General features: G+C 54.7%; 11 protein-coding genes. 10 read left to right on the plus strand and 1 reads right to left on the minus strand.

Annotated features, from left to right (window positions below):
* The first annotated feature begins 62 nt into the window (after positions 1–62).
* Positions 63–1661, plus strand: a complete 1599-nt coding sequence (locus G3T16_RS17695; protein WP_163496381.1) for an isocitrate lyase — start codon at positions 63–65, stop codon at positions 1659–1661.
* A gap of 16 nt (positions 1662–1677) precedes the next feature.
* On the opposite strand, the gene G3T16_RS17700 is transcribed toward G3T16_RS17695, so the two are convergent.
* On the minus strand, positions 1678–2883 hold the full coding sequence (locus G3T16_RS17700; protein ID WP_163496382.1) for a M24 family metallopeptidase: 1206 nt from the start codon (positions 2881–2883) through the stop codon (positions 1678–1680).
* A gap of 98 nt (positions 2884–2981) precedes the next feature.
* On the opposite strand from G3T16_RS17700, the gene G3T16_RS17705 reads away from it, so the two are divergent.
* The 9 genes from G3T16_RS17705 (at position 2982) to G3T16_RS17740 (ending at position 11799) form a co-directional block, all read left to right on the plus strand.
* Positions 2982–3515, plus strand: a complete 534-nt coding sequence (locus tag G3T16_RS17705; protein ID WP_163496383.1) for a winged helix-turn-helix transcriptional regulator — start codon at positions 2982–2984, stop codon at positions 3513–3515.
* A gap of 111 nt (positions 3516–3626) precedes the next feature.
* Entirely contained in the window at positions 3627–5765 is a 2139-nt protein-coding gene (locus tag G3T16_RS17710) for a TonB-dependent receptor (protein ID WP_332102839.1), read from the plus strand.
* On the plus strand, positions 5723–5977 hold the full coding sequence (locus tag G3T16_RS22870) for a hypothetical protein (protein ID WP_332102840.1): 255 nt from the start codon (positions 5723–5725) through the stop codon (positions 5975–5977). Before G3T16_RS17710 ends, G3T16_RS22870 begins: the two co-directional genes overlap by 43 nt.
* Positions 5978–6098: 121 nt before the next feature.
* Positions 6099–6353 (plus strand): type II toxin-antitoxin system ParD family antitoxin, encoded by a 255-nt coding sequence (locus tag G3T16_RS17715; protein WP_163496384.1) that lies wholly within the window; start codon positions 6099–6101, stop codon positions 6351–6353.
* A 118-nt stretch (positions 6354–6471) separates the two neighbouring features.
* Entirely contained in the window at positions 6472–6648 is a 177-nt protein-coding gene (locus tag G3T16_RS17720) for a type II toxin-antitoxin system RelE/ParE family toxin (RefSeq protein WP_232059150.1), read from the plus strand.
* Between the two features lie 308 nt (positions 6649–6956).
* Positions 6957–7463 carry a hypothetical protein gene (locus tag G3T16_RS17725; protein ID WP_163496385.1) on the plus strand — a complete coding sequence of 169 codons (507 nt, stop codon included), beginning with the start codon at positions 6957–6959 and terminating at the stop codon, positions 7461–7463.
* 69 nt (positions 7464–7532) lie between these two features.
* A complete protein-coding gene (locus tag G3T16_RS17730; RefSeq protein ID WP_163493299.1) occupies positions 7533–8513 on the plus strand; it encodes a hypothetical protein in 981 nt (326 codons plus the stop codon).
* A 73-nt stretch (positions 8514–8586) separates the two neighbouring features.
* Positions 8587–9486: a hypothetical protein gene (locus tag G3T16_RS17735; RefSeq protein ID WP_163496386.1), complete on the plus strand. Its 900-nt coding sequence runs from the start codon at positions 8587–8589 to the stop codon at positions 9484–9486.
* A 231-nt stretch (positions 9487–9717) separates the two neighbouring features.
* On the plus strand, positions 9718–11799 hold the full coding sequence (locus G3T16_RS17740) for an AAA family ATPase (RefSeq protein ID WP_163496387.1): 2082 nt from the start codon (positions 9718–9720) through the stop codon (positions 11797–11799).
* Positions 11800–12180: the final 381 nt, after the last annotated feature.

A 12180-nucleotide genomic window follows, 5' to 3' on the forward strand; every position in this document is an offset into this window, starting at 1 on the left:
ATTTATAGTGGAATGCTCACTAAGATACCCTGCAAGTCACTCGCAACCGCAGAGGTATCCCCATGTCAGACTATCTGAACGACGTTGAATCCTTTGCCGCCCTGCGCGCAGCGCAAGGCGGTACCTGGGACAACATCAACCCCGAATACGCGGCCCGGATGAAGCGCCAGAATCGCTTCCGCACCGGTCTGGACATCGCCCGCTACACGGCGGGCATCATGCGCCGTGACATGGCGGAATACGATGCCGACAGCAGCCAGTACACCCAGTCGCTGGGCTGCTGGCACGGCTTTATCGGCCAGCAGAAACTGCTGGCGATCAAGAAACACCACGGCACCACCAGCAAACGCTACCTGTACCTGTCCGGCTGGATGATCGCGGCGCTGCGCAGTGAGTTCGGTCCGCTGCCGGACCAGTCCATGCACGAGAAAACCTCGGTGCCCGCGCTGATCGAAGAGCTCTACACCTTCCTGCGCCAGGCCGACGCCCGCGAGCTGGGCCATCTGTACCACGAGCTGGATGCCGCCCGCGAGGCGCATGACCAGCTCAAGGAGAAAGCCGCGCTGAAGGCGATCGACAACTACGAAACCCATGTGGTGCCGATCATTGCCGACATCGACGCCGGTTTCGGCAACGAAGAGGCCACCTACCTGCTGGCCAAGAAGATGATCGAGGCCGGCGCCTGTGCGATCCAGGTCGAGAACCAGGTGTCCGACGCCAAGCAGTGCGGCCACCAGGATGGCAAGGTCACCGTGCCGCACGAGGATTTCCTCGCCAAGATCAACGCCATCCGCTATGCCTTCCTGGAGCTGGGCGTGGACGACGGCATCATCGTCGCCCGCACCGACTCCCTGGGTGCCGGCCTGACCCAGAAGATACCGGTGTCGCGCGATGCCGGCGACCTGGCGCACATGTACAACGCCTTCCTCGAAACCGAGCTGGTTGAAAGCGCCGATGATGTCCGCGAGGGCGACGTGGTGATCAAGCAGGACGGCAAGCTGGTGCGCCCGGTGCGCCTGCCCAATGGCCTGTACCGTTTCCGCGATGGCACCGGTGAGCAGCGCTGTATCCTGGACTGCATCACCAGCCTGCAGCACGGTGCCGACCTGCTCTGGATTGAAACCGAGAAGCCCCATGTGGGCCAGATCGGCGCGATGGTGGACGAGATCCGCAAGGCCGTGCCCAATGCCAAGCTGGTCTACAACAACTCACCGTCCTTCAACTGGACCCTGAACTTCCGCCAGCAGGTGTACGATGCCTGGGAGAGCGAAGGCAAGGATGTGTCCGGCTACGTGCGCGCCAACCTGATGAGCGCGGACTATGACGATTCCGAGCTCGCCACCCTGGCGGACCAGTGGATCCAGTCCTTCCAGGCGGACGCCGCCCGCGAGGCCGGCATCTTCCATCACCTGATCACGCTGCCGACCTATCACACCGCGGCCCTGTCCACCGACAACCTGGCCAAGGGCTACTTCGGCGCCGAGGGCATGCTGGCCTACGTGCAGGGTGTGCAGCGCAAGGAGATCCGCCAGGGTATCGCCTGCGTCAAGCACCAGGACATGGCCGGCTCCAACATGGGTGACGACCACAAGGAATACTTCGCCGGTGAGGCCGCACTCAAGGCCGGCGGCAAGGACAACACCATGAACCAGTTTGGTTAATGGTGCTTCCCTGAACTCACGACCCGAACGGGTCGTCCACTGAACGGGCCGGCTGGGTAAACCAGCGCGGCCCGTTTTCGCTCATGTAGAAGTGATCTTCGTGTCGCACGCCGAATTCACCCGGCACACAGATCATCGGCTCGTTGCTGAAGCACATGCCCGCTGCCAGCGGGGTTGCATTGCCGCGCACCAGGTAGGGCCATTCGTGGATGTCCAGGCCGATGCCGTGACCGGTGCGATGGGGCAGGCCCGGCAGCTTGTAATCCGGGCCCAGACCGTGGCGCTCGAGCACGGTGCGGGCGGCGTCGTCCACTGCGCCGCAGGGCACACCGATGCGGGCGGCGGCGAACGCTGCCAGCTGCGCTTCCTGCTCGATGTCCCAGATCTCGCGCTGGCGGGGGCTCGGCGTACCGAATACATAGCTGCGGGTAATGTCGGAGATGTAGCCCTGTAGCTGGCAGCCGGTGTCGATCAACACCATGTCGCCATCTTCCAGGGTCTTGGGGTTGGCCACGCCGTGCGGGAAGGCGCTGTCGGGGCCGAACAGCACGATGCAGAAATAGGAGCCGCCGGGGGCGCCCACCGCCCGGTGGGCACCGTCGATGAAGGCGGTGACCTCGGTGGTACTGATACCGGGCCGCAGGATGCGGGCGACGCTGCGGTGCACCGCCAGGGTCATGTCCTTGGCCCGCTGCATCAGCGCCAGCTCGGCCTCTGACTTCTGCATCCGGCAGCCGGCGGTGATCGTCGCCGCGCTGCAGTAGCGGCGCGCGGGCGCTGCCAGCCGCAGGCCCTCTGCCAGGAAGAACGGAGCGGATTCGTCGATGGCCAGGTTGTCCGCCCCCAGCGCGTCCAGCAGCCGGGCACAAAGCTGGTAGGGATCCTCGTGCTCCTCCCAGCAATGCACTTCGCCGGGCACCCGCAGGAAGCCCTGCAGGGTGCCCAGCTCGAAGGCGGGGGCGATGTATTGGGGCGCGCCCTCCACAGGCAGCAGCGCACCTACCATGCGCTCACTGGCAGACCAGCGGGTACCGGTGAAGTAATACAGGTTGGTACCGGCGTTCAGGTAGAGGGCCGCCAGGCCCTGCTCGCGCATCAGGCTCTGGGCGCGCTGGATGCGGGCGGCGAACTCGGCGTCCGCCACCGGCTGGACACCGGCCGTCATGTCGTTTAGTTGCTCGAGTTCGGTCGCGGCGCTTGAACCGCCAACTCCGTGGGTCATGGAATTCTCCTCATTGATTGGCGTTCGGGGGACGGTCGTTTATGCTAACCGCAGTTGACCCGGGATCATAACCGCAGCCGCTGCAAGGGGAAAGAGAGATGCGCTGGAACGAGATAGATCAGCAGCAGTGTTCCGTGGCGCGGGCCCTGTCGGTGGTGGGCGAGCGCTGGACCCTGCTGATTCTGCGGGATGCATTTTTGGGCACCCGGAGGTTTGAGCAATTTCAGCACAACCTCGGCATCACCCGGCACCGTCTGTCGGAGCGGCTGGGCAAGCTGGTGGAGCAGGGCGTACTGGTAAAGGTGCCGTATCACGAACGGCCGCTGCGCCACGAATACCGCCTTACCCGCAAGGGCCTGGGCCTGTATCCGGTGCTGATGAGTCTGGCCCGCTGGGGCGATGACTGGATGAGTGCGGATGCCGGCCTGCCGCTGGAGTATGTACACCGCTCCTGCGGCAAGCAGACCCGGCCGCAGCTGGCCTGCAGTGAGTGCGGTGAGCCCCTGCGTCCCGAAGGCGTCACGCCGCGGCCTGGCGTATCGCTGCAGATCCTCGCCGACGAGTTGGCGCTGCAGGGCGAGAGGGACCTGTCGATTCCGGCCCTGATCGGGTTGTCGCGAGTGGCGGAATAGGCTGCGCCCTCAACGCGGTTTTTATGAAATAGTTACGCAGGCGGGAGCTACAACTTTCCCTGCCCGGGACTAGACTGACGGGAATAATCAGAATTCCCAATGGAGTCCCCCATGTCCTGTTTCAGAAAATCCGTTCTCGCAACTGCCATTATTGCCCTGGTACCGTCACTGGCCCACGCCCAACTCGAAGAGGTACTGGTTACCGCCACCAAGCGCGAGGCATCGGCCCAGGATCTGCCGTTTTCAATCAACGCCCAGTCCGCGGCGGACATCCGCCGCACCGGCGCCACCAATCTTGAAGAGCTCTCGCGCAATGTCGCCGGCCTCGCCATCCAGAATCTGGGGCCGGGCCAGAGCCAGGTGTCGATCCGCGGCGTGTCCGCCGGCCAGGTGGTGCGCGACCAGCCCGGGGTCAAGGAACAGGTGGGCGTGTACCTGGATGAGACCGTGATCTCGCTGTCCCTGTTTACCCCCGACCTTGACCTGTATGACCTGAGCCGGGTGGAAACCCTGCGCGGCCCCCAGGGCACCCTGTTCGGGTCCGGCTCGGTGGGCGGCACCATTCGCTTTATCACCAACCAGCCGGATTTCGAGGAGTTCAGCGGTTCGGTGGAGGCCAACCTGAATACCGTGACCGATGGCGAAGAGGGTGGCCATTTCAAGGGCGCGATGAATATCCCGCTGAACGACAAGGCGGCGCTGCGGGTGGTGGGCTACGCCACTGAATACGGCGGCTGGATAGATGCGCTGCGCGAGGACGGCAATTTCAAGGAAGACGTCAACAGCGGCGGGCGCTACGGTGGCCGCATTACGCTGGCGCTGCAACCCACCGACAACCTGACCATTACCCCGCGCATTGTCTATCAGGAAATCGAAACCGACGGTTACAACCGCGAGGAAATCTACAACCTGTACGCCAACCCCTATACCACGACCCGGCCACCGGTACAGCTGGGTGAGCGCGAGCAGTACCTGCGTCTGGATGAGGCCTTCGAGGACGAGACCCTGATCGCCGACCTGGTGGTCCAGTGGAGCCTGGACAGCGTTGATATCACCTACGCCGGCAGCTATGTGGACCGGGAGATTCTGGCCAGCCGCGATGCCAGCGCGCTGACCGGCTCGGTGTCGGTGGATCTGGAGTTTCCCGATGCGGGGGTGCTGATTCCGTCCAATCTGCGCGATACTACCGACCTGGAACAAATTACACATGAGTTGCGCTTTGCCTCCAATGCCGACGGCCCGCTGAACTGGGTGGCCGGTGTGTTCTATTCCGATGTGCAGCGCGACTACGCCCAGATCCTGCCCACCCCCGGCTACGATGCGGTGACGGACGCGACCCTGGGCGAGGGCACGGCCGCCGCGGTCGCCAATGGCTTTGGCCCCGATTCGCCCTATAACTCGCTGTTGCCCTACGATATCGAACAGCTCGCCCTGTTTGGCGAGTTGAGTTACGACCTGACCGAGCGGTTGAACCTGGTACTCGGCGCCCGCTACTATGACTTCGAGGAGGAGCGCAGCTTCACCACCGGCGGCCTGTTCTCCAACGGTGACAACCAGACCGACTCCACCTCTTCCGACGGCATCAACCCGCGGCTGCTGGTCAGCTACGATGTCAGTGACCAGATGACCGTGAATGCCCAGGCCTCGCAGGGTTTTCGCCTGGGCGGGGTCAACGATCCGCTGAACGTGCCGTTGTGTGAGGGCAGTGATCTGGACACCTTCGGCGGTTTCCAGTCCTATGACGATGAAACGCTGTGGAACTATGAGCTGGGCTTCAAGAGCGAGTTCAACAGCATCCGTTTCAATGCGGCGCTGTTCTATACCGATATCGAGGATCTGCAGGTCACGCTGGATGCCGGTTCCTGCTCATCGCGCATCAGTTTCAACGTGCCCGAGGCCCACACCCTGGGCGTGGAATGGGAGCTGAGTGCCTATCCCACGGAACTGCTGCTGCTGACGCTCTCGGGCAGCCTGCTGGAGGCCGAGTTTGACTCCACCGTGAGGGATGGCGACGGCAATATCCTGGGGGGGTCGAGAAGGGCAACCGCCTGGCCTCGGTACCTGAATTCCAGGTTTCCGCCTCCGCCACCTATACCTTCCCGGTCAACATGTTCGGTTCCAACGAGATGTACATCTCGGCGCTGGTGCAGCATGTCGGCGACCGCTACACCCAGCCCAGTGACCAGGTTGCGGGCGCGGGCAATTTCGTGTCCGGCCTGCCCTTTGGCGGGGCCACCGGTGCGGAAGTGACCATGGTGGATCTGGAGTTGGACGCCTACGAGCAGGTCAACCTCAGTGCGGGCGTTATCTGGGATACCTGGGAGGCGGTGCTGTACGCCAACAACGTGACCGATGAAAACGCCCAGTTGTCCTTCGACCGCGAACGCGGCGGCCGCGCCCGGCTGGCCTATCGCAACGGCCAGCCGCGCACGGTGGGGATTACCCTGCGCAAATTCTTCTGAGCCGGCACGCTATACACCTCGATCCGGTTAATTCGCTTTGGGCCACAAAAAGGGGGTATTGATTCGGCTCAAGCGAGTGGTATGATATTGTCATACTTCTGTTATGTTGGGAGCGCCAGCTATGAGCATGCACCGGAAAACTTTCACGCTGACTGAACAGCAAGATAACTGGGTGAAAGGTCAGGTTGAAAGCGGTCAATTTGCCACTGATAGTGAGTATATCCGCGACCTCATCAGAAGAGACCAGCAAGTCATGGAGCGTCTTGCCACGCTGAGGCAGGCCTTAGCTCAGGGTGAGTCAAGTGGCAAGCCTAAGCCGCTCGATATATCTGCCATCAAAGCAGCTGGCCGTAAGCGAATGAAAGCGGCTGTTTAGTGCTTCGGCTAACCGCCACGCCGAAGGCGGAATCCGACCTCACCGGAATCTGGATATATACCTGCGAAGAATGGGGGTTGATCAGGCGGATATATACCTGGATCAGCTTGAGGCAGGAATGAATCAGCTGATTAACCATCCATCACTCGGCGCTAACTACGCCCATGTCCTTGCCGGGTATCGTAGATTGCAGATAGAGCATCATGCTGTTTACTATCAAGTGCCAGAGTCGGAGGTGCTCGTGGTTCGTGTCCTGCACGAGGAAATTGATGCTCCGCAAAGGCTTCTGGAATAGAGGCGTCTATTTTTTGGCGCTGCAAGTTGGTATAGGGTGTAGTTCGGATATTTTACGGGACGTGGTACGGTGCCGTGCTTGATGTCCGGTTGCGACCCAAAGCGGCCAATTACTAGAATTGGTGAGTCATGGTTGCTAGTGATGTTCGGTTATCTGGGTTGGAATTGGAGTATCAATCGCTAACATGTTGATTTCGTACTTGAGATATTTTTGCTGTGGGCTTCGATGTCCGAGTTAACAAGAATGCTGTTATTTGGCCCGGTCTTGTTAATTCGCCGTTATGGTACATCTAGTGCAAAGAGAGGAATATGACAGAAGATGAAGTAATAAAAGGTTCCCTTTGGCAAGTAACAGTATATGCCGCGTTTCAGAGAGCTAAAGTCTATTCTAGGGATGCATCAGATTCTGATAAAAAAGGGATAAAGGATCTGTTGCGAAAAGAGATAGATGAAAAACTAAAAAATTATGCCAATCCCGTTGCAGAGGACTTGCATATGTCAAGTATATCTTCTATAGCCAATGCAATAAATAAGAACTGGAGTGCTGCTCTCTTAGATGACGAAATCCCTATAGGTGTAGTTCAAAAGGCATTTAATTTATATTTAAAATTTATGTGGTGTCTCAAAGAGATACCTGAACCACCTCATTGCCCGCTAGATAAAGTAATAATAGATAAGTTAGCGCCTACGCATCGAAAGAGCTGGACTAAAATTAGAGATATTGAAACGTACAATATTCTTGTGGCCGAGTTAAGAAAGCTCGCGGGCAGTAGGTCGCTGGCTGTTTGGGAGCTGGAAACCTATGAAAAGCCATAGCGAGGCACTGTTGACAGACTGGTTTTCCGCTGCGCTCCAAACCAGCCGCAAAGCGCGGCCTTAGCCGTCATGATGGACTGGAACTGGTTCTTTGGAGCCCTTGCTCAATCCGCCGCAGCAATAGTCGGAATTTTTGGAGCGTTCATAATCACGAAAATTCTCACAAACCAATCGGCGTATTCGCAAAAGTCCAACCGCGCCAAAGAGTTGCTCGCCGAGTCGCGACGTATCGTCGACAGCGCTAATGACCTCTCCATCGAGTGGTATCTTGAAAGGCGCATAGCAGATGAAGTGGGCGACCTCAATGAAATACTTGAACGCGACGACAGCCAAGCCCCAGAGGTGTACTACGATCAATTGCATTTTCCTTATTTACTGGAGCGGAAACGAGCTCTCGAGATAATCGCAAATGCTAAGGAACTCAGGCGCCGTCGGATCGCACACAAAGAAGAGAAGAAACGCCGGGAGGCAGAGGAGCGCTCCAAAGTCGGTCCATTCCACCAGTCGCTCCACTTGCAGCCGTTCCCCCACGTGCCCGATCCAATGGCTAGGATAACCAGCGCGCACGTACAGAATCAGACGGAGCGGGAGCGAGAAGCAATTGATACCGTGGTTCGTGATGCCCGACATCAGATTCGTGTGGTCAATGACTTCTTGGATTCAATTCGTGGAAATCCGGAGTCATCGCCGCAAATTACACATACGTTGCTTCTTGTGACCGTGCTCTTCTTCGCCGGGGTGGTCTACCCGTTGAGCTTCTTGCCTGCAACACCGAATGGTATGATCGAGCTCTCGCTGTCGGCTTTCTGGCCGTTGCTATTTTCACTAAAAGGCGCACTTCTGGCTGTAGTGGCGGCCGTTTTTACGGCGGTACTTCTCATGTTCTTTTGGCTTAATATCAGTCTTCGCTACTCGGAGGAGCTTATTGAGGATCTGTCTCAGTTTACAGATCTCAGAAGGTACTCAGCGTACTTTGAAGTAATGGAAACAAATGAGCGTGCGGGCGCGGCGGCGCATAACGGCCAAAAAATTGCTGCAGGTGACGTTTGACCCACCACCTACTTTTGCTGGAGCAAAAAATGGGCGTCGCCTCAAACGCAGCTGAACTCAGGCGTTAGGTTCTATGAGAGTACCGACGGAGTCATATGAGAAAATCTACCAAGACTACTCGAAGGCGCTAGAGTGGTTGGAGAATATTGGCGTGCAAATCGGATCTGGAAGAACGAATCACTATCGAAAGATTATTGGATACTGGAAAGATGCATACAAGATCGCCTCTGAAGAGGAAGGCGATATTGCTTTTCCTGATTTTGTAAGCTCTATGTTCGAAATTCATAGTTTCATTAGCGTCTACAACGCATTTCGCGATGTGTCAGAAACCGATCTTTCGGAAATTGCTGCCAAACTTCAAAAAGGAGTCAATGGACCGATCAACGCAGTAGATGAATCGCCAAAATCGACTACCGCAAGAAATTTCATTTTCGAAGCCGTTGTAGCAGCTAGAGCTCATAGGCCTAGGGCAGGTGTTCAGGCAATTTTAAAAGCGAAATCAGATACAGGAATAAAAATAGACAACGCAAAATTGTGGATTGAGTGTAAGCGTGTCACTACTACCGGAAAAATAGCAGCTAATGTTAGGAAAGCATCGAGTCAGCTTGAAGTAGTAATAAAGAAACAGCATGGCTCGGGGCATCGCGGAATCGTAGCATTAGATGTTACTAAGATACTGAATGTCGGAGATAGAATATATGTATCGAAAGATGATTCACAATTGATGGCGTCCACTGATAGGCTAATGGATAGGTTCATTATAGAGTATTCACATATTTGGCAAGAATTGTACAAGCGAAGGGATAGGAAGGTTATCGGAACTTTGATCAATTTCTCTTTCATGGCCACTTCCGAATCTCGAAATCTCCTCGTGCATACTTCTCAGTGGGGATTGAATCCACGCAATGGGATATCTGGTCGGGATCAAGAGATACTGAAGACTCTGGCAGCTACTTTAAAGAGAACGGCATGACTGAAGTTTATAGACCTACCAAAATGGGGCAATTTGCTCCCTGCGGCCGCCGTAAAACCAAAACGGTGCGCTCATTTGGATGCGGTTGCGTCAGGCGTTAGCAAACGACCGCTCCTGGCCGCATTCTGAAATGGCAAAGGAGCGAGCGGATGAGCTAGAATTATAGAATATAATCTCTTCGATCAGCGCACTATTTGATGCTGATTTTCACAGAATAAATGAGAGTAATGGATGCGCATTCAATCAATTGTTATCGAGAATTTTCGTGCAATAGAGTCTCTTGAGCTCAGCGAGCTTTCTAATGCTGTTGTAGTGGCAGGACCAAATGGCTGTGGAAAATCGAGCATATTTGATGCAATTCGCCTGGTAAAGTCGGCGTATGGTCAGTACAGAAACAATGAATTTAGTAGCTGGTTTAATGAATTCCAGATTGATATTAATAAATTGCAAAGTGAATCAAAGAGAATTTTAAATGATCCAACTAAGCCGCTTCGCATAGAAATTGATTTCAACCTTGACCAATCTGAAATCGATTTCATTCGCGCCAATGTCTTCGGAATTTTCAAAAAGGTGAGGTGGTCACACCTAACTAGACAGCGAAGTCCTGAAGGTGAGCCTCAGATTCGTGACCCGAGGACTAAGTCACAGGATGGGGAGATAGTTGATCGAGAAGCACAAGTAATGGCGGATAAAGTGTTGGCGGTCTTGGATAAAAAATCTCACGTGGCGTCGCTTACAATGAAACCTGGGGACTCTCCATCTGTGGTCGGATCGCCAGTTCTGGAGCTGATGTTTTCCATATATCAGCCACAAGATCTTGGAGTAATCGACTACCAGTCGCCTTCAAGAACCTATGCTCGAGAGCAGGTAAGCAATTTAAATCTACAGATTCGAGATGCTTCGGCAAGTAAGAGCGCACAACATGCACTATATGATACCCAGAATAAATATAGTGGTGTAAAAACAGAAATGGCGCAATCCTATGTCAGAGAACTCCTCGCGGAGAAAGCCGGAGTACCTGTTCCTGATGAGAATACTCTGAAATCGACGCTCGATGAACTTTTTTCGATTTTCTTTGCGGGCAAAAGGTTTCTTGGGGCAATACCTACGAAGGAGGGAGGATTGGAATTTCCTGTTGAGCTTGAGAATGGTAGGACTCATGACATTAATGAGCTAAGCTCTGGTGAGAAGGAGGTGCTCCTGGGATACCTTCGCCTTAGAAATAACGCACCGAAGAACTCCATTATCCTGTTGGATGAGCCGGAGCTTCATTTAAATCCACGCTTAGCTATGGGCCTCCCCAGATTCTATCAAAAGCACTTAGGCGAGATGTTGAATAACCAAATATGGCTGGTCAGCCACTCGGATGCGATTCTAAGAGAGGCGGTTCAGGATCCGACATATAGTGTTTTCCATATGCAGCCAGCGGCGCAGAATTCTGTGGGCTTTAATCAGGCTGAACAGGTGAGTGCCTCGGCAGAACTGGAGAATGCAATTATAAGTCTTGTTGGGGATTTGGCTACTTACAATCCTCGTTCAAAGATTGTTCTATTGGAAGGCGAGAATTCGGAAATCGATGCCAAAATTATTACTGAGCTCTTTCCATATTTTGCCGAGCGTGTGAATTTGGTTTCTTTGGGTAGTAAAAGAACTGTTCGAAATGCACATGAGTTTCTTGAAAGAGCAGCCGAAAGGGGCAAGCTAGACGCGCGCTTCTATTCAATAGTTGATCGCGATTTTGGGGATGACGAATTGGTGCCGTCTGAAAGACGCTTTAGTTGGGATGTCTATCATGTAGAGAATTTCCTCCTAGAGCCAAACTATATCAGCGAAGCGCTTTCCAGCTTGAGCCTCCGTGCTATCGATCTGAGTATAGAAAAGGTTTTAGCTGAGTTAAAGATGTGTGCTGAAGAAACGGTCGAGGAAATTGTGCGAATCCAGATGGCTAGGAAAGTAAATTCAGAATTTTTGAACGCGATATCGCTTTCATTTGATCCTAAGAAGGCCAATTCAGAGGGTTTTTGTGAGGCAGTATCTAGGTCATACGATAACTTAACGAAAGTTGTCCAGTGCGCATTGTCTCCTGACCAACTAACGATATTAGAGGAGAGAGTCACAAGATCATTGAACGACGCACTTTCCAACGGCGACTGGGTCAAGGCATTTCGGGGCCGGAATATTCTCCGGAGGTTTTCAGGTCGGTACGGAGTTCCCTACGAAGTGCTGAGAAATCTAATCGTAAGTAGAATGCGATTGGCTCAGTATCGCCCAGGAAATATGGAGTCAATAATTGAACGAATTCTGGAAAGCTGAACCTACCACTCTGTCTCTTTAACTAACCACTATTCCTCCTCTTAACCGACGGTACAACTAAATATGAATTATCCATTCGATGCTAGTCTACCTACTTCTTTGCTTTGCCGTTGGCGTTGAGCCAAACATGGCCGACTGTTGCTGGAGTATAGTTGCGTAACTGAACGTCCGCTCCTGGCCGGGTTTCGAAATTGTATAGGAGTAGACGGATGGTCTAGAATGAGGCGAAATCAGGTCTCGACCCAAAGTCGAAGTTTGGCATGGCGGTTTGTTGGAGTTATTAGAGGTCGAGTGGAGTGGCGGATTCTGGTCATTGAAAGAAGTTATTGCACCGGCCCCGTCACATACGGGATTCAAATATTGATGTAACTGACCAAATGG

The sequence above is a fragment of the Kineobactrum salinum genome, from assembly GCF_010669285.1.
In the GTDB taxonomy this organism is placed as follows: Bacteria; Pseudomonadota; Gammaproteobacteria; order Pseudomonadales; family Halieaceae; genus Kineobactrum; species Kineobactrum salinum.